The following is a 21753-nucleotide window of genomic DNA, read 5'->3' as shown; positions in this document are numbered from 1 at the left end:
GGGAAGGGCCGCACCAGGTCTCCTTCCGGCGCCGGCGACTTGTCCACAGGGACCCCGCGCGACGCGGTAGCCGGGCCAACATACAACCTGTAGTTTCACACGGTCCGATACGGAGACGACCGATGCCGAAACCGACGAGTTTTCCGTGCTACCACAAGTCCAAGGACAACCGTGGCGAGTGGCGCTGGACCTATTACGCCCGCAACGGCGAGGAGATCGGCGTCAGCAGCGAAAGCTACAAAGAGGAGCGCGACTGCGACCGGGGCATCGAGATCATGAAGAGCTCCAAGGACTCGCCCGTCACGAAGTAGCGGTCGGGCTCAGGCCGGGGCCAGAGGCGGACCCGTCCTGGACGGCCCGAAGACCTCCTCGAACGCGCCCCGGAGCGCCACGTCGGCGTCGTGCATGGTGACGGGCAGGCCGAGATCGACCAGGCTCGTCACCCCGTGCCCGGCGATCCCACAGGGCACGATGCCTGAGAAGTGCGACAGGTCGGGCTCCACGTTCAGGCTGACCCCGTGAAAGGTCACCCAGCGCCGGACCCGGATGCCGATGGCTGCGATCTTGTCCTCAGCCCCCTCGCCCCGGTCCGGCCGTCGCACCCAGACGCCGACCCGGTCCTCGCGGCGCTCGCCCCGAACGTTGAACCGGTCCAGGGCGAGAATGAGCCAGCCCTCCAGGGCGGCCACGAAGCGGCGCAGATCCGGCCCGCGCCGGTTCAGGTCGAGCATCACATAGGCCACCCGCTGACCGGGGCCGTGATAGGTGTATTGCCCGCCCCGGCCGGTGCGGAACACCGGCAGGCGGTCGGGCTGGACCAGGTCCTCGGCCCGGGCCGAGGTGCCAGCCGTGTAGAGCGGCGGGTGTTCGACCAGCCAGACGCTTTCAGGGGCCCGTCCGTCGGCGATCAGCGCGGCCCGGCGCTCCATGGCGGCGACGGCCTCGTCATAGCCGACCAGCCCCTCGGACGCGGACCACTCAACAGGCGGCGACGCCGTCTGCGGCCAAAGGCGGTGCTGAAGTTCGTTGCGGATCTTTACCAAGGATTCACCATGAACCGGCGAAGTCAGCCGACGCCTCCGGACGGAGCGCGACCGAGGGACTTATGGCACTCGACGGCCTCGACGTGGAGCTGACGGTGGTTCTGGGCCGCACCGCGATGCCGCTCGGCCGCCTGCTCAGGCTCGGCCGCGGCGCGGTGATCGCGCTGGATCCGAGCCCGGAGGACGAGGTCGAGATCCTGGCCAACGGCCTCGCCGTGGCCAAAGGGCGCGTCGTCATCGAGGGCTCCGCCATCTCGGTCGAGGTGACCGAACTGGTCCGGCCCGTCGAGGTCACCCGCGAGCCGGGAGCCACCATCGGCGGCCGCGTCCGGCCCCCCGCCACGACCGCGGCCGCCTGACCGGCGCCGCCGGACGCATCACGCGAAGCCGATCCAGCGGCCGGCCAGAAGACAGCACAGCCACAGCAGGGCCGACAGCCCGGCCAGGATCCGCGCCTCGGCGGGGACGCTGCCGCCCGCCAGCGCGCGGGCCAGCGCCGGGCGCCGATGCTGCACGGCGACGTTAAGGAGCGCCAGGCCGAGAACGACCATCTTGGCCAGAAAGGCCGGGTTGGCCAGGTATTCGGCGGGCTTCACGCTGAACAGCCACAGCCCGGTCGCGACTGCCAGGGCCACGCCAGCGCCGGCCGTGCGGATCAGGAACGGGCCGACCACGGCCAGCGGCACGTGCCGCCAAAGCCCCAGCAGCCGGAGGTCGAGCGGCAGGATCGCGCCGAGCGCGAGGGATATTCCCAGGATGTGGGTCGCGTTGACGAAGAGATAGGCCGTCCCGGAGCGTTGCAGAAGCAGCGCACCAGGCCAGGAGCCCAGCCATTCGACCATCCGGTGGCTGTCAGTTGGTCCCGATGCGCTCCGGATACATGTCGTAGTTCTTGCCCGCGATGGTGATGCGGACGGCCTTCATGTGCTTTTTGTCCTTCTCCAGCGAGCGGTTGCCCATGACCGTGATGGCGTCGCCCGCCTTGGCGGTGTCGCCGGTGAACCCGGACCGCTGCGTCTGGTTCGGATTGCCGAGATCGACCTGCCAAACGGCACCGTCAGCGGCCGCGACGTGCAGGGTCGGATGGGGCGGCGCCATGGAGATGGTCCGGATCGTCCCCTCCAGCGTCGTCGGCTCGCTCTCGGCCCAGGACCAGCCGTGATGGGCGGCGGCAGCCGTGACGGCGAGGCAGGAGGAGAATGCGAGTACGGTGGCCGAGCGGCGCGTGAGCGGGGCAAGCATGAGGTTTGCTCCTGAAGAACGGGCGTCGGGCCGATATGGGGCGGCCGGGCTCCCGGAGTAAGTGCAGCGCCATTCCTGCACCCCTGCCCTGCCCCGGTGTCCAGGGTGGCGGCGCCATGGTAGGCTCGGAGCTCACCCGCACACCAGAGCCGATGCCGTCCGCCGCCACCACGACCCGCGAGCCGGAGCAGCGCACCCTGCGGGCGCGTCTTGTGCCCGACCTCGAAATCCAGCGCAGCGAAGGGCTAGCCCAGGCCGAGAAGCTGCTGGCGCGCAGCCGAGACGGCCTCACCTGCGCCCGCTCTATTTCGGCGACCATGGATTCGCTGCTCGAAACGGTGCACGCCGCCGTGCTCCGCGAGCAGCGCGCGCTCGGCCATGCCGGCACGGCCGACGTCCTGACGGTGGTGGCCACTGGCGGCTACGGGCGCGGCACCATGGCGCCGGGGTCCGACGTCGACCTCCTGTTTCTCCTGCCGAAGCTGCGCGGGCCCCACAGCGAGGCGGCCGTGGAGGCCATCCTCTACGTGCTCTGGGACCTCAAGCTGAAGCTCGGCCACGCGACGCGCACCATCGACGAATGCGTGCGCGAGGCCCGCAACGACATGACGGTTCGGACCGCGCTGCTCGAGGCCCGCTACGTGGCCGGCGACAGGAGCCGGTTCGAGCGGCTTCAGAAGCGGTTCGCCCGCGATGTCGTGAAGGGCTCCGCGTCGCTGTTCGTGGACGCCAAGCTGAAGGAGCGGGACGACCGGGTCAGCCGGGCCGGCAAGTCGCGCTACCTCGTCGAGCCGAACGTCAAGGACGGCAAGGGCGGGCTGCGGGACCTGAACACGCTCTTGTGGATCGCCAAATACGTCTACGGCGTCGACACCCCGGCCGAACTGGTCAAGGCCGGGCTGTTCACGACGGAAGAGGCGGAGCTCTTCGACCGCTGCGAGGAGTTTCTGTGGCGGGTGCGGTGCCACCTGCACTTCGCCACCGGCCGCGCCGAGGAGCGCCTGACCTTCGACATGCAGCGGATCGTGGCGCAACGCCTCGGCTTCGAGGCGCGCAGCGGCCTGTCGGGCGTCGAGCGCTTCATGAAGGCCTATTTCTCGGTGGCCAAACAGGTCGGCGACCTGACCGCCATCGTGTGCGCCGAACTCGAGAGCCGCCACGCCAAGCGCCGCCCAGTGCTGGACCGGGTGCTGGGCTCGTTCCGGCGCCGCGGCCGGGTCGACGCGCCGGATTTCCGCAACGACAACGACCGCATCACGGTGCGCAGCGACGATGTTTTCGCGCGCGATCCCGTGAACCTCATTCGCCTGTTCTGGCTCGCTGATCGGCACAACCTGCCGGTGCACCCGGATGCGAGCCGCCTCGCCTCCCGTTCGCTCGGCCTGATCGGCCCGACGCTGCGCAAGAGCGAGGACGCGAACCGGCTGTTCATGGACATCCTGACCTCCCGCAACGCCCCCGAAGTGGTGCTGCGGCGGATGAACGAGATCGGCGTGCTCGGCCGTTTCGTGCCCGATTTCGGGCGCGTGGTCGCGATGATGCAGTTCAACATGTACCACCACTACACGGTGGACGAGCATCTCCTCCGATCCATCGGGGTGCTGGCCGAGATCGACGCGCGGCGGGTCCAGTCGGAGCACCCGCTCGCGAACGAGATCGTGCAGACCATCCGGCACCGGCGGGCGCTCTACGTGGCGATGTTCCTGCACGACATCGCCAAGGGCCGGGTCGAGGACCATTCGGTGGCCGGGGCGGCCATCGCCCGCAAGCTCGGCCGCCGGCTCGGCCTCGATGCGGCGGAGATCGACACGGCCTCCTGGCTGGTCGAGCACCACCTCCTGATGTCCACCACGGCCCAGGGCCGCGATCTGTCCGATCCGAAGACGGTGTCGAGCTTCGCCGAGGTGGTGCAGACGATCGAGCGCTTGAAGCTGCTGCTCGTGCTCACCATCGCGGACATCAAGGCGGTGGGGCCTGGCGTCTGGACCGGCTGGAAGGGAGAGCTGCTGCGCACGCTCTATTTCGAGACGGAGCTGTGGCTCACGGGCGGGCAGTCGGAGCGGCTGCGGCCCGATCGGGTGGCCACCACGCAGCAGCGCCTGCGCGAGGCGTTGGCGGATTGGACCGACGAGGAGTTCGCCCGCTACGCGGCGCGGCTCTACCCGGCCTATTGGATGAAGACCGTGCCCGAGCGCCAGCGCGCACACGCCGTGTTCGTGCGGGACATGGAGGATTCGGGCAGGACGGTCGCGACCCGGGTCGAGACGGACGCCTTTCGGGCCGTGACGGAGATCACCGTCGCGTCGCCCGACCACCCGCGCCTGCTGGCCATCATCACAGGGGCCTGCGCGGCAGCCGGCGGCAACATCGTGGATGCGCAGATCTTCACCTCGGCGGACGGCCTCGCGCTCGACACCATCTCGCTGTCGCGCGGATTCGATCGGGACGAAGATGAGATCCGCCGGGCCGAGCGCATCGCGGTGGCGATCGAGCGGGCGCTGCGGAGCGAAATTCGCATCGGCGATCTGGTGGCCGGCCGCAGACCGTCGATGCCCGTTCCGAAAGCCTTCGAGGTGCCGGCCGAGGTCGTGATCGACAACGACCTGTCCTCGCGCCAGACCGTGATCGAGGTCACGGGCCTGGATCGGCCCGGCCTTCTCTACGACCTCACCACCGCGCTCGGCCGCCTGAACCTGAACATTGCCTCGGCGCATGTCGCGACCTTCGGCGAGAAGGCGGCCGACGTGTTTTATGTGTCGGACCTCGTCGGCACCAAGGTGACGCATCCGTCGCGGCAGGCCGCGATCCGGCGCTGCCTGCTCGCCGTGCTGGACGGCAGACCGTGAGCGCCGTCGAGCTTGATTCCGCCTCCCGCCCGCCTGATATCAGGCGGGATCCGAACCAGCGCAGCGAGTGACGTAATGATCCAGGACACGCCGGTTCCCGGCGGGGTGGACGAAGCTTTGAGTGAGGGCGAGGGAGTTCCGGCCGAGGAGCGGGCCGAGGCCGAGGCCGTCGCCGCGCTCGAAGCCGAGAGGAACGATCTCAAGGACCGCCTCATGCGGGCGCTGGCCGAGATGGAAAACCTCCGTCGCCGGGCCGAGCGCGAGGCCGCGGATGCGCGCACTTACGCCGTCACCAACTTCGCCCGTGACATGCTGACCGTGGCCGACAACATCCGGCGGGCGCTGGAATCGGTGCCCCGCACGGACGGCGCGGTGGACGAGGCGGTGCGGCCGCTGGTGGAAGGGATCGAGCTGACCGAGCGCGATCTCCTCAAGACCTTCGGCCGGCACGGCGTGCGGCTGCTGGAGCCGGAGGGATCGCGATTCGACCCGAACATGCACCAGGCCATGTTCGAGGTGCCGCGGGACGATGTGCCCAGCGGAACCGTGGTGCAGGTCGTGCAGAGCGGTTACGCCATCGGCGAGCGCGTGCTGCGCCCTGCCCTGGTCGGTGTCGCGAAGGGTGGATCGCGTCCCGCCGCGCAGGCCGAGGCGAACGGCGGGACCGACCGCCAGGCCTGACCCGGCCGGCGCCGGGCTATTGCTGCGGCGCCAGGCTGTCCACGATCCGGCGGAACCGGGGCAGCACCGCATCGCGCTGCTTCGCATCGACGATGCCGACCGACCGCATGTAGCCGTCCGGCTCGAACCGGATGGTCTGCATGACGACGACCGGCGTCTCGGTACCGGTCTCGGTCGCCCGGGCAACGATTTCGTGCCAATCGGACCCGCCCTGCTTGAAGGATTGCGAGCGTTCGAGCACCGGCTCCTTGATGAAATTGTTGGCCACCAGAGCGGAGCGGGCGAAGGCCTCGCGTTGCTCGGGGCCGGGAGCGGGCCCGAAGGACTGGGCGATCAGCAGCAGCGGCTGAGATGCCTGCCGGACCACATCGCTCGGTCCGTCCGTCATCATCACGGAGTTTCCGGCCATGGTCCGGACCACCCTGAACCCGGCCAGATCCCCGATCCGGAACGGCAGCGCCCCGACCTGGTCGGTGAGCGACAGGGCCGGCCGGAAGGCGACTGTCTTGAGCGCAGCCTCCACGGCCGCAACGTCGGGCTCCGGGGCGCCATGCGGCAATTGTCCGATCACCAGAACGGTCATGCCGGGCTCGGAGGCGAGCAGAACGCTCTTTGGAACGGAGCTGGCGCCCTCGCCCTGCTGGCCGGTGACCAGAATGGCCTTCCCCCCGCCGATCTGCGGCGCGTCACGCCGGGTCAGGCTGAAGCCCTGCGCCTTCAGCGCCTCGTCCGTGAAGGTCGCGGCGAGGCCTGGAAAGGCCTCGGCCGGCATCTCGACGGCCAGGATGGCGGCGCCGGTCTGAGGATTGCGGAATCCGGCCACCCCGCGCGCCGGCACCATGTTGGGCGGCGGCACGAGCCCGACCCGGGATCCGGCCGGGAAGACGGGCGTTTGCGCGGCCGCCGGGCCGGCCAGGGCCAGGAGCGACGACAGCAGGGCTGCGGTGAGGCGGAGGGTCATCGGTCCAGGGATACTCGGTTCGCCTCAGGGAGGACGCGATAAAGCGGGCGGAAACGTGACCTCAGCCGCCTGCGCCGCCCGGCAGGTTGACGCGGCGCAGGGTGCAGTTGATGCGGCCGCCGCTCCCCAGCAGGGTCGAGCTCCCCGCCAGCACCCTGTCCACGCCATGGAACGCGAGACGTCCCTCGCCCCCGATCACGAAGGCGTCGCCCGAGGCGAGCCGAAGCGAGCGGGTCGGATCCTTGCGGCTCGTGCCGCCCACCCGGAACACGGCCGTATCGCCCAGAGACAGCGAAACCACGGGTGCGTCGACGGCGGCCTCGTCGCGGTCCTGGTGCAGCCCCATCCGGCTTCCCTCACTGTAGAGGTTCACCAGGCAGGCCTCGGCGGGGTGCGGATAGCCGGATAGCTCCTGCCAGGCCCGGACCAGGATCTCGGGCATCGGCGGCCAGGGCCGTCCCGTCTCCGGATGAAGCGGCTGATAGCGGTAGCCGCCGACGTCCGATACCCAGCCGAGCGGGCCGCAATTCGTCATCCGCACGGAGAACGGGGCCCCGGTCCGGGGCATGCGGGGCTGCACCGGCGGGGCGGCGCGCAGGACCGCGTTCAGCCCCACGGCAAGCTGTTCCTGGGCCGAGCGGTCCAGATACCCGGGCACGTGGACGAGACCCGGGCCGAGTTCGAGCCTCGGCACGCCGTTCAGGTCTCGCCGAGCCCGAGCACGTCGGCCATGTCGTAGAAGCCGGCCGGCCGGTCGGCCGCCCAAACGGCCGCCTGCACCGCGCCGCGGGCGAAGATCGCCCGGTCGTCGGCCCGGTGCCAGAGTTCGATCCGCTCGCCGAGGCCGGCCAGAATCACGCTGTGGTCGCCGACCACGCTGCCGCCCCGCAGGGTGGCGAAGCCGATGTCCCCCTCCCGGCGCGCGCCGGTATGCCCGTCGCGGCTCCGGACCGACGACTTGGCGAGGTCGACGTCGCGCCCCTCCGCAGCCGCCGCGCCGAGCAGCAGCGCGGTGCCGGACGGAGCGTCGACCTTGGCCCGGTGATGCATCTCGAGCACCTCCACGTCCCACTCCGGCCCGAGGGCACGGGCCGCCCGCCGCACAAGGCTCGCGAGCAGGTTCACACCGAGCGACATGTTTCCGGACTGGACGATGCGGGCCCGGTCGGCGCAGCCCCGCAGCGCCTCGAGATCGGCCGGCTGAAGGCCGGTCGTGCCGACCACGTGGACGAGGCCGCGCTCGGCCGCGAGCCGCGCGAAGCGGAGCGTCGCGGCCGGGGCCGTGAAGTCGAGAATGCCGTCGGCGCCGGCCAGCGCCGCCTCCAGGTCATCACCGACCAGGATCCCGCTCGGGCCCGTTTCCGCCAGCAGGCCGGCATCCTGGCCGAGCGCCGGCGATCCGGGCTGCTCCAGCGCGCCGCACAGGCGCGCGGCGGGGTGGTCGGCGAGAACGCGCACGAGCATGCGGCCCATGCGGCCGGCAGCCCCGACAACGACGAGGCGCATGCGGTTCATGGATCCTCCGGGTTCAAGGCGGGCTCGTGCCGCGCCGTCGCGCCGACCGTGTGGCTAGGCCGGCTGCGGTCCCGCATAGCCTTCGATGATGATGACATCCATCTCGGCGCCGCCGCGCTGCTTGGCGCGCGCGGCCTGGTATTCGGGCGAGGCCCAGCAATCGAGAGCGGCCTGGTAGGAGGGGAACTCGATCACCACGTTGCGGGCGCGGCTCGTGCCGGCCGGGTTCTCGAAAGCGCCGCCACGGACCAGGAAGCGGCCGCCGAACTTGGCGAAGGCGACCCCGTTCGAGGCGGCATAGTCCTTGTAGCTCTCCGCGTCGTGGACATCGACGCGCGCGACCCAGTAGCCCCTGGACATATGCACCTCCCGACCGACGGCCGGTGGCCGCCTGCTAGCCCCGGCGGTACACCCAAACCCGGGCTGGAGGGAAGTTCAGCCAGATCCGCTCGGAGGCGCTGGCCGTGTAGCTGGTGGAGCGTGCCGGAATCGGGGGCTTCACCCCGTAGGTGAATTGTACGAACGGCGCGAAGGGGTGCAGCATCGCGTGGGCGGCCGCGAGCAGGGCCAGGCGCTGCTCGACGGGCTTGTTGAGCAGCGGCAGGCTCGACAGAACGCCGGCGCAGGGCTCCTTGACCACGTCCGCCAGCACCTCGCCCGCCTCGTAGGCGTCGCCCTGGACGATGGTGGCGCGCGGGAAGCGGCGTTTCAGCAACTGGCAAAACTCAGGGCTGTATTCGACGAGGACGAGCCGTTCCTGCTCGATTCCCTGCCGGAGCAGCGCATCCGTGACCGGCCCGGTGCCCGGTCCGAGCTCGACGACGGGTCCGCGCAGGCGCGGATCCACGTAGGAGGCCATGGTTTGGGCCAGAACGCGGCCGGATGGCGCGACCGCTCCGGTCACGAGCGGCCGCTCGAACCAGGATCTGAGGAATCGGGTCTCGTCCTCAAACCGATCACGAACGGCGCCGCGTTTTCGCGCGCGCAACCTCTCGGACAACTGAATCAAACTCGCCCCCTGCCGGCCCACCTGCCGCAAGGGCAGGCCGAGCCTCTTAAAGCTTTCAAGCGCGGCTGGATCCACCGATTCCGTCGAAGAAATCCCGCACGCGCGCGAAAAACCCACTGCTCTCGGGATGCGTATCCCCTGACGACTCGCGATCGAACTCCATCAGGAGTTCGCGCTGACGCCGCGTAAGGTTCTGCGGCGTCTCGACGGCGACCTGGATGTAGAGGTCGCCCACGTCGCGCGACCGCAGCACTGACATGCCCTTCTGCCGAAGCCGAAACTGCTTACCGGACTGCGTTCCCTCGGGGATTTTCACGCGCGCATCGGTGCCGTCAAGGGTCGGTACGGTGAACTCCCCGCCCAACGCCGCCGAGGTGAGCGAGATCGGCACCTGGCAATAGAGGTCGGCCCCGTCGCGCTGGAAAAACGGATGGGGTTTCAGGGACAGGAAGATGTAGAGATCGCCCGCCGGCCCGCCGCGAAGTCCAGCCTCGCCCTCGCCCGCGATGCGGATGCGGGTGCCGTCTTCGACGCCGGCCGGGACATTCACCGAAAGGGTGCGCTCGCGCGTTGTTCGGCCGGCCCCGCCGCAATTCGGGCATGGGTCGTCGATGATCTCGCCGCGGCCGTGGCAATTGGGGCAGGCCCGCTCGATCGAGAAGAAGCCCTGCGCCGCCCGCACCCGCCCGGCTCCGCCGCAGGTCGGACAGGGGCGCGGCTTGGATCCGACCTTGGCGCCGGCGCCCGAACAGACCTCGCACGTGACCGAGGTCGGGATCGTGATCGAGGCGGTCTTGCCCCGATAGGCCTCCTCGAGCGTGATCTCGAGATTGTAGCGCATGTCGGCACCGCGCTCGCGGCCACCGGGCCCGCGCGGACTCCGTCCCCCCGCCCGGGCGTCCCCGAAGAAGGTGTCGAAAATGTCCGACATGAAGTCGCCGAACTCGTTGCCGAATCCGGGGCCACCACCCGGCCCTCCCCCGTTCTGGAAGGCAGCGTGGCCGAAACGGTCATAGGCGGCCCGCTTCTGCGAATCCGACAGAACCTGGTAGGCCTCGTTGATTTCCTTGAACTGAACCTCGGCGTTCTTGTCGCCCGGATTCTTGTCGGGATGCCACTTCATGGCGAGCTTGCGAAAGCTCGCCTTCAGCTCGGCCTCCGTCACGGTTCGGGCAACGCCGAGCACCTCGTAATAGTCGCGCTTCGACATTCCTCGCCGCCCTGCCCGCCTCTCGGCCCCTCGTCCCGGACTCTCCCGGAATCCTTCGAGCCGCCGCCGCTGGCGGCCCCCTCGCAAGGGGCGGCCGGGACCAGCCCGGCCGCGACAGCGAAGAGTTTACGCCCGCTTCTTCTTGTCTTCCTGCACTTCCTGGAAGTCGGCGTCCACGACGTCGTCCTTCTTCGGACCGCCCGGCTGGCCCGGCTCCGCGCCGGCCTCTCCGGCCGCCGCCTCGGCCTGCGAGGCAGCATACATCGCCTCGCCCAGCTTCATCGAGGCCTGCATGAGGTCGTTGGTCCTGGCCTTGACCGCCTCGGCATCATCGCCCGACAGCGCCGTCCTCAGCGCGTCCATGGCTGAGCTGATCGCGGCCTTGTCGCCGTCCGACACCTTGCTGCCATGCTCGGCCACCGATTTCTCGGTCGCGTGGATCAGCGCCTCGCCCTGGTTCTTGGCCTCCACCAGCTCGCGCCGCTTCTTGTCCTCGGCGGCGTTGGCCTCGGCATCCTTGACCATGCGCTGGATGTCGGCGTCCGACAGCCCGCCCGAGGCCTGGATCCGGATCTGCTGCTCCTTGTTCGTCGCCTTGTCCTTCGCCGTGACGTTGACGATGCCGTTGGCGTCGATGTCGAAGGTCACCTCAATCTGCGGCATGCCGCGGGGTGCCGGGGGGATGCCCATGAGGTCGAACTGACCCAGCATCTTGTTGTCGGCCGCCATCTCGCGCTCACCCTGGAAGACCCGGATGGTGACCGCGTTCTGATTGTCCTCCGCCGTGGAGAAGGTCTGCGACTTCTTGGTCGGAATGGTCGTGTTGCGGTCGATCAGCCGCGTGAACACGCCTCCCAGCGTCTCGATGCCGAGCGACAGGGGCGTCACGTCGAGCAGCAGCACGTCCTTCACGTCGCCCTGGAGCACGCCGGCCTGGATCGCGGCGCCAATGGCCACGACCTCGTCCGGGTTCACGCCCTTGTGCGGCTCCTTGCCGAAGAACTGCTTCACGACCTCCTGGACCTTGGGCATGCGGGTCATGCCGCCGACCAGGACCACCTCGTCGATCTCGGCGGCCGACAGGCCGGCATCCTTCAGCGCCTTGCGGCAGGGCTCGACCGTCCGCTGGACGAGGTCGTCCACCAGCGACTCGAACTTCGCGCGGCTGAGCTTCAGCGCCAGGTGCTTCGGCCCGGACGCATCCGCCGTGATGTAGGGCAGGTTGATTTCGGTCTGGCTGGCCGAGGACAGCTCGATCTTCGCCTTCTCGGCCGCCTCCTTCAGGCGCTGCAGAGCGAGCTTGTCCTTCTTCAGGTCAATGCCCTGCTCGCGCTTGAACTCGGAAGCCAGGTATTCGACGACGCGGTTGTCTAAATCCTCGCCGCCCAGGAAGGTGTCGCCGTTCGTCGACTTCACCTCGAAGACGCCGTCGCCGATCTCGAGGATCGACACGTCGAAGGTGCCGCCGCCGAGATCGTACACGGCGATCATGCCGGTGTTCTTCTTGTCGAGACCATAGGCGAGCGCGGCAGCCGTCGGCTCGTTGATGATGCGCAGCACCTCGAGCCCGGCGATCTTGCCGGCGTCCTTGGTGGCCTGACGCTGGGCGTCGTTGAAATAGGCCGGGACGGTGATGACGGCCTGGGTGACCGTCTGGCCGAGATACGACTCCGCCGTCTCCTTCATCTTCTGCAGCGTGAAGGCCGAGATCTGGGAGGGCGAATAGGTCTTGCCGTCGGCCTCGACCCAGGCGTCGCCGTTGTTGCCCTTGACGATCTTGTAGGGGACGAGACCCTTGTCTTTCTGGGTCATCGGATCGTCGAAGGTGCGCCCGATCAGCCGCTTGATGGCGAAGAACGTGCGGTCGGGATTGGTGACGGCCTGCCGTTTGGCGGGCTGTCCGACAAGGCGCTCGCCGTCGTCCGTAAAGGCGACGATCGATGGAGTGGTGCGAGCCCCCTCCTGGTTCTCGATCACCTTCGGCGTCGAGCCTTCCATGACCGCGACACAGGAATTGGTTGTGCCGAGATCGATACCGATGACTTTACCCATGGTCGGGATCCCTCATCCTTCAAGCAGACCGCCGAGCCCCTGGAAGGCGGCTCGGCCCATGGCAGTGTTCGAGATAGAAGACCGACGCGTCGGGCGGTTCAGCCTGCGGCGACGCGTCGTCTTCCGCGGTGGAACCGATATAGGGTCGGGGCCCCAAGCTTCAAGACGATGCACGCGCCACAGCGCGATCGGCCACAGCTAATGTGTGGCCGCGCCTGCGGTGCGACGCATCGGGGCGATGTCAGGCGCGGCGCGCCCCGCTGCGGCGCACGTAGACCGTGGTGCCAACGGGGACGCGGTCGTAGAGATCCACAACGTCCTCGTTCAGAAGCCGGATGCAGCCGGACGACACCTGCGTGCCGATCGACCACGGCTCGTTGGTGCCATGAATGCGGAACATCGTGTCGCGGCCGCCCTGATGCAGGTACAGCGCCCGCGCCCCGAGCGGGTTGCCGAGCCCGCCCGCCGCATAGCGGGCCAGTTTGGGGTTGATCCGGACCATGACGGCCGTGGGCGACCAGTTCGGCCAATGCGCCTTGCGGCCGATCGTGGCGACGCCCCGCCAGGCAAAGCCCTGCTTGCCGACGCCGACGCCGTAACGGAGCGCCGTGCCGCCGGCCTGGACGAGGTAGAGCCGGCGCTCGTCGATATCGACCACGACGGTGCCCGGGCGGTGCCCGCCCGAAAACGCGACCGTGCGGGGCGCGAGCTCCGGATCGAGCAGCGAGCGGTCCACGAGCGGCATCTCGTACGGACCGTCCTGCACGGAGCCGCGATACCAGCGGGCGTAATCCGCATCGGCCGCATTCGCCGGATTGGGCTCAGCCGAGCGCGTGCTCTGGCAGGCGGCGAGAGGGGCACCCAAAAGGGCACCGAGGACGGCACGGCGTGTGGTCATCGAATCAACGGCTTGATTTTGGGCTGGGCGGATGGTGACAACCTATCAGGGACGGGCTCCCACAGGTGTGCTTTCACGGCCACAGCCGCTCCCCCCTTAAGGCGAAGCTTGCGATGACACAGGACAGCGGCGCTCGGGCTGATGCCGAAAAGGCCTACAATCCGCGCGTCACGGTCCCGAACGTCGCCGAGATTCTGGCCGAGTGGGCGACACGCGCCGCCGCGACCCGGGCGCGGCTGCCGCTGCGGACCGTGAGCTACGGCGACCATCCCCGCGAGGCGGTGCATCTGTTTCGGGCCCCGACGCCGCGCGGCCTCGTGGTGTTCATCCACGGCGGCTACTGGCGCGCGCTGGCCAAGGAGGACTTCTCCTGGCTGGCCGAGAGCTTCCAGGCGGAGGGCCTGTCGGTCGCGCTGATCGGCTACCCGCTCTGTCCGGAGGTGTCGCTGCCCCGCCTCCGCGAGGGCGTGCGGACCGCGTTCGCCACCCTCTATGGAGAGCTTCTGCCGGCTGAGCGCGAACGCATCCTTGTGACCGGGCACTCGGCCGGCGGATATCTGGCCGCCTTCCTGCTCGCCACAAATTGGCGGAGCCTCGGCCTCCCCGAAGCCCCGATCTCGGGCGTGCTGCCGATCTCCGGTGTGTTTGCCCTGGCGCCGCTTCTCCAGACCAGCATCAACGAGGCGGTCCGGCTCGACCCGGCGAGCGCCGACGCGCTCAGCCTGCACCAGCGCCGCTGGGGCTCCCGCGCGGCGCTCGCCTTCGCGGTGGGCGGCGACGAGACCGCCGCCTTCCAGGACCAGTCGCGGGCCATGGCGGAGAACTGGGCCGACCTGTCGCCGACGCTGCTCACGGTCCCCGGCCGGCATCACTTCGACGTGGTGGACGAACTCGCCCGGCCCGAATCCGAACTGCACCGGATGGCGCTTCGCCTGCTCGACGGCCCCGGTTGACGGGGCCAGGCCGGCGGGTGACGGCGGTGGTGAAAGGCGGGCGGCGCGACGGGTGGCTGGGGGACGAGGATTCGAACCTCGACTAACGGAGTCAGAGTCCGCTGTTCTACCGTTAAACTATCCCCCAACGATCCCTCTGATCCGGCTTGCCATTCCAGCCGAGGGCTGGCGCGAGCGGGGCCTGTGCGAGGGTTCGGCGGCGCGGTCGAGATAGGTCGGTTTCGCCTTTCGGTCAACGTGCCGCGTGCACAAACTCGCGCTGGACCCACCGGGGCCTCAAGGGCCGCGGGAACAAGAGGCGGCGGCTGCGGTTCCCGCCCGGCTTGTTCTTCTCTCCCTCCCCGGCCCGCCGCATGCCGCCCACCGCCGCGCCGCTCCGACAGCGGGACGACCTCTCCCCGCCCCTGCCGCGGAGCGAGGGCGGCCTGGCCCTCCTCCTCCTCGGCCTCGCCCGCGAGGCTGGCTCGGCCGGCCTCCTTCACGTCGCCGCCGGCGCGAGCCGGCTGGACCGGCTCGCCGCGCTGCTCTGGGCCTTCGCGCCGGATGTCGAGACCTTCCTGTTCCCGCCCTGGGATTGCCTGCCCTACGACCGCCTCTCCCCCTCGCCGCGCCCGATGGGGCTCAGGATCGCCACCCTGTCGGCGCTCGCCGAGGGGCGCCCGGGGCCCTTCATTGTGCTGGGCACCCCTGAGGCGCTGCTGCAGCGGGTTCCGCCGCGTGGAATTTGGGCCGGCCGGACCCGCACCCTCAGCCTCGGCGACCCGATCGATCCGGCGGCCCTGGCGCGCGATCTCGCCCGCACGGGCTACCGGGCGGACGAGCGCGTCGACGAACCAGGGGAATTCGCCGCCCGGGGCGCAGTGTTCGACGTGTTTCCGGCCGGCTACTACCTGCCGGTCCGGATCGACCACGACAGCGGCCGCGTCACCGCGATCGCCTCCTTCGACGCCGCCTCGCAACGCACGACCGACCGGTTCAACACGCTGCGGCTCCAGCCCGCCTCCGAGGCGGTCCGGCCGCCTGGGAACGGCGACGAGACCGCGGAGAACGATGCCCCGGAACGGGGTCCGGGCCTCGAACACCGCCTCCCCGACATCTACGGCCGCCTCGAAAGCCTGCTCGACTACATGCCGCGGGCCCACGTCGTCGTCGAACCTGGAGCCGAGGACCGGGCGGGCGCCTTCCTGGAACAGGTGCACGACGCCTACGAGTCGCGTTTGCGTTTTCAGCGCGGGGACGGGCGGCCCCTTTCACCCGAGGGCCTGTACCTCAGCGCAGCAGAACGGGACGGCCAGCTCGCGCGCCGCACGGTGACGCGCCTCGCCGAAGCGGACCCGGAGGACAGCCCCGAAATCCCGGTTTTCGCGCGGCACAGCAGGCCCGGAGACGCGTTGCGGGCCTTTGTCGCCGCGGAGCGCGAGGCCGGGCGCCGCATCGCGGTGGCAGGTCCGGAGGGGCCCGATCTCGACGCGGTCGCCCGGAGGGTCGCCAAGGCGGCCGCAACCGCCCCCGTGCGGGCCGCGACCTGGGACGACATCGCGGGCGCCGCGCCCCGTTCGGTGCTGCGCCTGAACGTACCCCTCGCGCAGGGCTTTCGAGCTGAGCCCGCAGTGACGGTGGTGGCGGTCCGGGACGTGCTCGGCAGTCAGGCCCATCTGCAGACGGGCTCCGGCCCGGATTCGGACGTGTTTGGCCGACGGGCGGACCGCTTCCATCTCGGTGACGCGGTGATCCACCTCGACCACGGCATTGGCGTCCTGCGCGGCCTGGAGCGTGTGGCGGCGCCCGGACAGGACGCGACGGAAACGATCAGGCTGGAATATGCGGGGGGGGCCATCCTGATGGTTCCGGTCAGCGACCTCGACCTGATGTGGCGCTACGGCGCCATGCGCGAAGGGCTGAGCCTGGACCGGCTCGGGGGCGAGGCCTGGCCGCGGAAGCGCGCCAAGGTGGAAGCCGAGATCGGCCGGGCCGCCGCCGAACTGTCGCGGCTTGCCGCGGCGCACCGGGCCCGGGAGGCCGCGCGCCTGGTGCCGCCGCGCCGGGATTACGAGCGCTTCGTGGCGGGCTTCCCCTTTGCCGAGACGCCCGACCAGCGCTCCGCCGTGTCCGACATCCTGGCCGACCTCGCCTCTGGCCATGCCATGGACCGGCTTTGCTGCGGCGATGTCGGCTTCGGCAAGACGGAGGTCGCCCTCCGGGCCGCGGCCGCCGCCGTGCTGAGCGGCAAGCAAGTCGCTCTCGCCGCGCCCACCACCGTCCTGGTCCGGCAGCATCTCGCGACCTTCCGGCGCCGCTTCGCCGAGCTCGGCATCGAGGTCGGGCATCTGTCCCGCCTGGTCGCGCCTGCCGAAGCCCGGGCCACCAAGGAGGGCCTGGCGAGCGGCCGCATCCGGATCGCCATCGGAACGCATGCGCTGGCCGGGCGCGGCGTCCGGTTCGCCGATCTCGGCCTGCTGATCGTGGACGAGGAGCAGCGCTTCGGCGCCGCCGATAAGGAGAAGCTGCGCCGTCTCGGCGAGGACGTGCACGTCCTGACCCTCACGGCGACGCCCATTCCCCGCACCATGCAGGCCGCGCTGGCGGGGCTGCGGGCGGTTAGCGTGCTGGCCACGCCCCCGGCCGAACGCCAGCCCGTCCGCACCGTCGTGATGCCCCTGGACGAGGCGACCGTCCGGGACGCGCTGCTGCGCGAAATGCGACGCGGCGGGCAGAGCTTCGTCGTCTGCCCCCGGATCGAGGACATCGCGCCCATGGCGGAGCGCCTCGCGCGGCTCGTCCCGGAGCTGCAGGTCCGGGTCGCGCACGGGCAGCTCAAGCCGGCCGAGATCGACGAAACCATGGTGGCCTTTGCCGATGGCGAGGGCGACGTGCTGCTGGCGACCAACATCATCGAGAGCGGGCTCGACGTTCCGCGGGCCAACACGATCCTGATTTGGCGGGCCGACCGCTTTGGGCTGTCGCAACTGCACCAGCTCAGAGGGCGGGTCGGTCGCGGTCGCGTTCGGGGCACGACCTATCTCCTGACCGACCCGGAGCAGCAGCTCCCGCCGGAGACGGCGCGGCGCCTGGACCGTCTGGCGGCGCTCGACCGGCTCGGCGCCGGCTTCGCCATCAGCGCGGAGGACCTCGACACCCGCGGCGGCGGCGATCTTCTGGGCGACACCCAGACCGGGCACGTCAAGCTGATCGGCGCCGGCCTGTACCGACGGCTGCTGGAACGGGCGCTGCTCGCCGCTCAAGGTACGGCGCCCGCCGAGGATTGGAGCCCCGAGCTGAATATCGGGGCCAGCGGCCTCATCCCGGACAGCTATGTGCCGGAGCCGGAGATGCGGCTGAACCTCTATGCCCGGATCGCCCGGGCCCGCGACCTGGCCGACGAGGACCGGCTCGCGGAGGAGATCGAGGACCGGTTCGGGCCGCGGCCGGACGCGGTCGAGACGGCACTCGCGCTGGGTCGGCTGCGCCGCCTCTGCCGCAGGGCGGGGGTGGCCCGCATCGATGCCGGGCCGCAGGCCGTCGCGCTCACCTTCAAGGAGGCGCCGCCCGCAGCGGGCGAACTCGCCGGCCTCGAACGGGCCTTCCCCGGCGGCCTGTCCTGGAAGGACGCGCGCCTGATCCTGGCGGGGCCGTTCGACCCCGCGGACCTGCTCCGGCTGAGCGAGGCGGCGCTGTCCGCGCTTTCCCCCGACGCCTGATGCGAAAACGCCGCGGACAGGGTCGCCCGGATGGCGTATGGCGGGGCATGTCCAGCCCGACGCCATCGACCTCACGGAAGCGCCCAGCAGGCGTGCGCCCCTTGCGGCTCGCCCTGGCGGCCGGAATTCTGGCCGGGCTCGGCGGCTGTGTCATGAACACGGCCACCTACACGATCGACCGCTACGGCATGACCACGGGCGTCCCGGTGACGCTCCGCTGCCGCGACACCTACGAGGTGTTCGACCGGCCCGATCTCCGCACGCTGATCGTGACCACCAACGTGCTCAGCGAGACGCTCGGCGGCTGCCTGGAGGGCACGCCCCGGGCGGACCGCCAGCGCCAGGTCGCGCGGCTGTTCTTCCAGGAGAAGACCAACCGCCCCCTCTGCGTCATCACCGACGAGCGGGACCTCACCGGCCGCCACCGCGAATTCACCTATCGGTGCCCCGCCGATCCGAACGCCCAGCCGCCGCGCCTGCCCGCGCGCCGCTGATCGTCCCGGCCCCGCGAGGACGCGCCCGAGCCGCCGGGGGCCGTCCGCCATGGGACGCCCACGATCAAGTCTGCGCGACCGCTCGGCTCTGTCTGCCCACGAACCGCGGCCGCCGGAGGGCCGCAACGGCCGCCGCAGAGTTGACCTGCCCGGCCGGATCGGCAAAGCCGCAGGTTCCGCCGCAGGGTTGTCCTTCGTGAGCCTAGACGAGTTCCGCGCCCGCCTCGACCGTACGGCCGTGTCCGTCGAGGCACTTCTCGACCGCCTTCTCGCCCCCGACCCGCTGCCGGGCGAGATCCTGCGGCCGGCCCGGCTGGTCGAGGCCATGCGCTACGCCATGCTGGGCGGCGGCAAGCGCCTCCGCCCGCATCTGGTGGTGGAGGCCGCGCGCCTGTTCGGGCGCGAGGACGACGGCGTCTTGCGGGCCGCTGCCGCGGTGGAGCTCGTACACGGCTACAGCCTGGTCCATGACGACCTGCCGGCCATGGACGACGACGAACTGCGCCGCGGCAAGCCCACGCTTCACCGGGCCTTCGACGAAGCCACCGCGATCCTGGCCGGCGACGCCCTCGTCACGCTCGCCTTTGACACGCTGGCCGACCCGGCCACCGATGCCGACGCGCAAATCCGCATCGACCTGACCTTCACGCTTGCGCGGTCGTCCGGCATCGGCGGCATGGCGGGCGGCCAGATGTTGGACCTGGAGGCGGAGGGCCGGTTTGCGGCCGATGGACGGCCCCTCGCCGGCGGCGAGGCGGACACGCTGCGGCTGCAGGCCATGAAGACGGGCGCCATCCTGGGTGCCTGCCTGGACATGGGCGCCATCGTCGGCCGCGCCGGAGAGGAAGATCGGCAGGCCCTCTCCCGCTACGGCAGGCTCGTGGGCCAGGCTTTCCAGATTGCCGACGACCTGCTGGACGCGGAGGGTGAGGCCGATCTCGTTGGCAAGGCCACGGGCAAGGACGCGGCCCGCGGCAAAGCGACCCTCGTGTCTCTTCTCGGGATCGAAACGGCCCGCTTGCGCTTGTCAAAGCTCGTCGACGAAGCCCAGGGGTCGCTCGCCCGATACGGTTCGCAAGCGGACGTCCTCAGGCAGACCGCGGCCTTCGTGGCGTCGAGGCGCAGCTAAAGGCGGCGTCAAAACCCTACTCTGCTGTTTTCGGTTCTCTTTTCGGCGAAAACCGTGCAGGAGAGACCGGAACGAGATCAAATAATGGCGAGCTCCGCGTTGCCCGTTTCGACTCCGCTCCTCGACACGATCGACACTCCCGAAGACCTCCGACGGTTGTCGGAGGATCAGCTCGCTACCCTGGCCGACGAGTTGCGGGCCGAGACCATCGACGCCGTGTCCGTCACGGGCGGTCATCTCGGAGCGGGCCTCGGGGTCGTCGAGCTCACGGCTGCATTGCACTACGTATTCGACACCCCGCGCGACCGCATCATTTGGGACGTCGGGCATCAGGCCTACCCGCATAAGATCTTGACGGGGCGGCGCTCACGCATCCGCACGCTGCGCACGGGCGGCGGCCTGTCCGGCTTCACCAAGCGGTCCGAGAGCGAATACGACCCGTTCGGGGCGGCCCATTCCTCCACCTCCATTTCGGCCGGCCTCGGCATGGCCGTGGCGCGCGATCTCGAAGGCGGCACCAACAACGTCATCGCGGTGATCGGCGACGGCGCCATGTCGGCCGGCATGGCCTATGAGGCCATGAACAACGCCGGGCACCTGAAGAGCCGGCTCATCGTCATCCTCAACGACAACGACATGTCCATCGCGCCGCCGACCGGCGCCATGTCGGCGTATCTGGCGCGGCTCGTCTCGGGCAAGACCTACCGGTCCCTGCGCGAGGTGGCGAAGCACCTGGCCGAGAAGCTGCCCAAATTTCTGCACGACAAGGCGCTGAAAGCCGAGGAATACGCGCGCGGGTTTGTCACCGGCGGCACCCTGTTCGAGGAACTCGGCTTCTACTACGTGGGCCCGATCGACGGGCACAATCTCGACCACCTGCTCCCCGTGCTCAAGAACGTGCGGGACGCCACGAGCGGGCCCATCCTGGTCCATGTCGTGACCCAGAAGGGCAAGGGCTACGGCCCGGCCGAGGCCTCGGCCGACAAGTACCACGGCGTCGTGCCCTTCGATGTGATCACCGGCACCCAGGCGAAGGCCAAGGCCAACGCCCCCGCCTACACCAAGGTGTTTGCCGAGAACCTGGCCAAGGAGGCCCGCGCCGACAGCCGCATCGTGGCGATCACGGCGGCCATGCCGTCCGGCACCGGACTGGATCTCTTCGCCAAGGAATTCCCGAGCCGCACCTTCGATGTGGGCATCGCGGAACAACATGCGGTCACCTTCGCGGCCGGCATGGCGACCGAGGGCTACAAGCCCTTCTGCGCGATCTACTCGACCTTCCTGCAGCGCGCCTATGACCAGGTCGTGCATGATGTGGCGCTGCAGAACCTTCCCGTTCGTTTCGCCCTGGACCGGGCCGGGCTGGTCGGCGCGGACGGCGCCACCCATGCCGGATCCTTCGACGTCGCCTATCTGGGCTGCCTGCCCAACATGGTGATCATGGCGGCGGCCGACGAAGCCGAACTCGCCCACATGGTTGCGACCTCGGCGGCCTATGACACGGGCCCGATCGCTTTCAGGTTCCCGCGCGGCGAAGGCATCGGGGTCGAGATGCCGGAGCGGGGCCGCATCCTGCGGATCGGCGAAGGCCGGGTCGTCCGCGAAGGCACGCGCGTCGCCCTCCTGTCCCTGGGGACCCGTCTCGGCGAGGCCCTGAAGGCGGCCGAGGATCTCGAGGCGCGCGGCCTGTCCACCACGGTGGCCGACGCCCGCTTCGCCAAGCCGCTCGACGAGGCGCTGATCCTGCGTCTGGCGCGCGAGCACGAGGTTCTGCTGACGATCGAGGAGGGCTCGATCGGCGGCTTCGGATCCTTCGTGCTGCAGCTTCTGGCCGAACGCGGCATCCTCGACCGAGGGCTCAAGGTGCGCTCGCTCGTGCTGCCGGACGTCTATCTCGACCACGACAAGCCTGAGCGGATGTACGCGCAGGCCCAGCTCGACTCGGCCGCGATCGTGACCCGCGTCTTCGAGATCCTGGGCCGCAACGCCGGTCAGCTCAAGGCCAGGGCCTGACGGGAACCC

20 protein-coding genes and 1 tRNA gene are annotated in these 21753 nt (G+C 70.0%); 9 read left to right on the top strand and 12 right to left on the bottom strand.

Annotation, left to right across the window (positions count from 1 at the left end):
• Positions 1–122: 122 nt before the first annotated feature.
• Positions 123–311 (top strand): YegP family protein, encoded by a 189-nt coding sequence (locus JWR86_RS09955; RefSeq protein WP_299564415.1) that lies wholly within the window; start codon positions 123–125, stop codon positions 309–311.
• Positions 312–320: 9 nt separating this feature from the next.
• Here JWR86_RS09955 and lipB read toward each other — a convergent pair whose 3' ends face one another.
• The gene (lipB, locus tag JWR86_RS09950; protein ID WP_299564412.1) at positions 321–1043 is read right to left on the bottom strand and encodes a lipoyl(octanoyl) transferase LipB; all 723 of its coding nucleotides are present in this window, start codon (positions 1041–1043) and stop codon (positions 321–323) included.
• Between the two features lie 62 nt (positions 1044–1105).
• Between lipB and JWR86_RS09945 the strand changes: the two genes are divergently transcribed.
• The gene (locus JWR86_RS09945) at positions 1106–1402 is read left to right on the top strand and encodes a FliM/FliN family flagellar motor switch protein (protein WP_299564409.1); all 297 of its coding nucleotides are present in this window, start codon (positions 1106–1108) and stop codon (positions 1400–1402) included.
• Between the two features lie 18 nt (positions 1403–1420).
• Here JWR86_RS09945 and JWR86_RS09940 read toward each other — a convergent pair whose 3' ends face one another.
• Together JWR86_RS09940 and JWR86_RS09935 are read right to left on the bottom strand one after the other, a co-directional pair.
• Positions 1421–1885: a DUF6644 family protein gene (locus JWR86_RS09940; protein WP_299564406.1), complete on the bottom strand. Its 465-nt coding sequence runs from the start codon at positions 1883–1885 to the stop codon at positions 1421–1423.
• Between the two features lie 10 nt (positions 1886–1895).
• Positions 1896–2285: a DUF6152 family protein gene (locus tag JWR86_RS09935; protein WP_299564403.1), complete on the bottom strand. Its 390-nt coding sequence runs from the start codon at positions 2283–2285 to the stop codon at positions 1896–1898.
• A gap of 116 nt (positions 2286–2401) precedes the next feature.
• Between JWR86_RS09935 and JWR86_RS09930 the strand changes: the two genes are divergently transcribed.
• Positions 2402–5131 (top strand): [protein-PII] uridylyltransferase, encoded by a 2730-nt coding sequence (locus JWR86_RS09930; RefSeq protein ID WP_299564400.1) that lies wholly within the window; start codon positions 2402–2404, stop codon positions 5129–5131.
• Between the two features lie 75 nt (positions 5132–5206).
• Positions 5207–5812 (top strand): nucleotide exchange factor GrpE, encoded by a 606-nt coding sequence (gene grpE, locus JWR86_RS09925; protein ID WP_299564397.1) that lies wholly within the window; start codon positions 5207–5209, stop codon positions 5810–5812.
• Between the two features lie 16 nt (positions 5813–5828).
• Here the strand turns inward: grpE and JWR86_RS09920 are convergent, their stop codons facing one another.
• The 8 genes from JWR86_RS09920 to JWR86_RS09885 form a co-directional block, all read right to left on the bottom strand.
• Positions 5829–6773, bottom strand: a complete 945-nt coding sequence (locus JWR86_RS09920) for a hypothetical protein (protein ID WP_299564394.1) — start codon at positions 6771–6773, stop codon at positions 5829–5831.
• Positions 6774–6834: 61 nt separating this feature from the next.
• On the bottom strand, positions 6835–7467 hold the full coding sequence (locus JWR86_RS09915) for an alpha-ketoglutarate-dependent dioxygenase AlkB (protein WP_299564391.1): 633 nt from the start codon (positions 7465–7467) through the stop codon (positions 6835–6837).
• Between the two features lie 5 nt (positions 7468–7472).
• Positions 7473–8279 (bottom strand): 4-hydroxy-tetrahydrodipicolinate reductase, encoded by an 807-nt coding sequence (gene dapB / locus JWR86_RS09910; protein WP_299564477.1) that lies wholly within the window; start codon positions 8277–8279, stop codon positions 7473–7475.
• 63 nt (positions 8280–8342) lie between these two features.
• A complete protein-coding gene (locus JWR86_RS09905) occupies positions 8343–8648 on the bottom strand; it encodes a DUF1330 domain-containing protein (protein ID WP_299564388.1) in 306 nt (101 codons plus the stop codon).
• 34 nt (positions 8649–8682) lie between these two features.
• Positions 8683–9297, bottom strand: a complete 615-nt coding sequence (locus JWR86_RS09900) for a methyltransferase domain-containing protein (protein ID WP_299564385.1) — start codon at positions 9295–9297, stop codon at positions 8683–8685.
• 55 nt (positions 9298–9352) lie between these two features.
• On the bottom strand, positions 9353–10507 hold the full coding sequence (dnaJ, locus tag JWR86_RS09895; RefSeq protein WP_299564382.1) for a molecular chaperone DnaJ: 1155 nt from the start codon (positions 10505–10507) through the stop codon (positions 9353–9355).
• A 126-nt stretch (positions 10508–10633) separates the two neighbouring features.
• Positions 10634–12559, bottom strand: a complete 1926-nt coding sequence (gene dnaK, locus JWR86_RS09890; protein ID WP_299564379.1) for a molecular chaperone DnaK — start codon at positions 12557–12559, stop codon at positions 10634–10636.
• 241 nt (positions 12560–12800) lie between these two features.
• Positions 12801–13457: a L,D-transpeptidase gene (locus JWR86_RS09885; protein WP_299564377.1), complete on the bottom strand. Its 657-nt coding sequence runs from the start codon at positions 13455–13457 to the stop codon at positions 12801–12803.
• Between the two features lie 113 nt (positions 13458–13570).
• On the opposite strand from JWR86_RS09885, the gene JWR86_RS09880 reads away from it, so the two are divergent.
• Positions 13571–14410 (top strand): alpha/beta hydrolase, encoded by an 840-nt coding sequence (locus JWR86_RS09880; protein WP_299564375.1) that lies wholly within the window; start codon positions 13571–13573, stop codon positions 14408–14410.
• Between the two features lie 53 nt (positions 14411–14463).
• Here the strand turns inward: JWR86_RS09880 and JWR86_RS09875 are convergent.
• Positions 14464–14537, bottom strand: a tRNA-Gln gene (locus tag JWR86_RS09875).
• Positions 14538–14763: 226 nt separating this feature from the next.
• Here JWR86_RS09875 and JWR86_RS09870 point away from each other — a divergent pair.
• The 4 genes from JWR86_RS09870 (at position 14764) to dxs (ending at position 21744) form a co-directional block, all read left to right on the top strand.
• Complete coding sequence (locus JWR86_RS09870; protein ID WP_299564373.1) at positions 14764–18108, top strand: TRCF domain-containing protein; 3345 nt, start codon at positions 14764–14766, stop codon at positions 18106–18108.
• A gap of 101 nt (positions 18109–18209) precedes the next feature.
• The gene (locus tag JWR86_RS09865) at positions 18210–18602 is read left to right on the top strand and encodes a hypothetical protein (protein ID WP_299564371.1); all 393 of its coding nucleotides are present in this window, start codon (positions 18210–18212) and stop codon (positions 18600–18602) included.
• Between the two features lie 196 nt (positions 18603–18798).
• Complete coding sequence (locus JWR86_RS09860; RefSeq protein ID WP_299564369.1) at positions 18799–19731, top strand: polyprenyl synthetase family protein; 933 nt, start codon at positions 18799–18801, stop codon at positions 19729–19731.
• Positions 19732–19815: 84 nt separating this feature from the next.
• Positions 19816–21744 (top strand): 1-deoxy-D-xylulose-5-phosphate synthase, encoded by a 1929-nt coding sequence (gene dxs, locus JWR86_RS09855; protein WP_299564367.1) that lies wholly within the window; start codon positions 19816–19818, stop codon positions 21742–21744.
• The last annotated feature ends 9 nt before the right edge of the window (positions 21745–21753 follow it).

The sequence above is a fragment of the Enterovirga sp. genome (assembly GCF_028290205.1).
Lineage (GTDB): Bacteria > Pseudomonadota > Alphaproteobacteria > Rhizobiales > Beijerinckiaceae > Enterovirga.
This window is presented reverse-complemented; position numbering and strand designations above follow the sequence as displayed.

Coding starts and splice junctions, on each gene's coding strand:
- JWR86_RS09880 (WP_299564375.1), top strand. CDS start 13,571: ATGACACAGGACAGCGGCGCTCGGGCTGATGCCGAAAAGGCCTACAAT.
- JWR86_RS09955 (WP_299564415.1), top strand. CDS start 123: ATGCCGAAACCGACGAGTTTTCCGTGCTACCACAAGTCCAAGGACAAC.
- grpE (WP_299564397.1), top strand. CDS start 5,207: ATGATCCAGGACACGCCGGTTCCCGGCGGGGTGGACGAAGCTTTGAGT.
- JWR86_RS09935 (WP_299564403.1), bottom strand. CDS start 2,285: ATGCTTGCCCCGCTCACGCGCCGCTCGGCCACCGTACTCGCATTCTCC.
- JWR86_RS09920 (WP_299564394.1), bottom strand. CDS start 6,773: ATGACCCTCCGCCTCACCGCAGCCCTGCTGTCGTCGCTCCTGGCCCTG.
- JWR86_RS09870 (WP_299564373.1), top strand. CDS start 14,764: ATGCCGCCCACCGCCGCGCCGCTCCGACAGCGGGACGACCTCTCCCCG.
- dnaK (WP_299564379.1), bottom strand. CDS start 12,559: ATGGGTAAAGTCATCGGTATCGATCTCGGCACAACCAATTCCTGTGTC.
- JWR86_RS09905 (WP_299564388.1), bottom strand. CDS start 8,648: ATGTCCAGGGGCTACTGGGTCGCGCGCGTCGATGTCCACGACGCGGAG.
- JWR86_RS09940 (WP_299564406.1), bottom strand. CDS start 1,885: ATGGTCGAATGGCTGGGCTCCTGGCCTGGTGCGCTGCTTCTGCAACGC.
- JWR86_RS09885 (WP_299564377.1), bottom strand. CDS start 13,457: ATGACCACACGCCGTGCCGTCCTCGGTGCCCTTTTGGGTGCCCCTCTC.
- dapB (WP_299564477.1), bottom strand. CDS start 8,279: ATGCGCCTCGTCGTTGTCGGGGCTGCCGGCCGCATGGGCCGCATGCTC.
- JWR86_RS09930 (WP_299564400.1), top strand. CDS start 2,402: ATGGTAGGCTCGGAGCTCACCCGCACACCAGAGCCGATGCCGTCCGCC.
- JWR86_RS09945 (WP_299564409.1), top strand. CDS start 1,106: ATGGCACTCGACGGCCTCGACGTGGAGCTGACGGTGGTTCTGGGCCGC.
- dnaJ (WP_299564382.1), bottom strand. CDS start 10,507: ATGTCGAAGCGCGACTATTACGAGGTGCTCGGCGTTGCCCGAACCGTG.
- dxs (WP_299564367.1), top strand. CDS start 19,816: ATGGCGAGCTCCGCGTTGCCCGTTTCGACTCCGCTCCTCGACACGATC.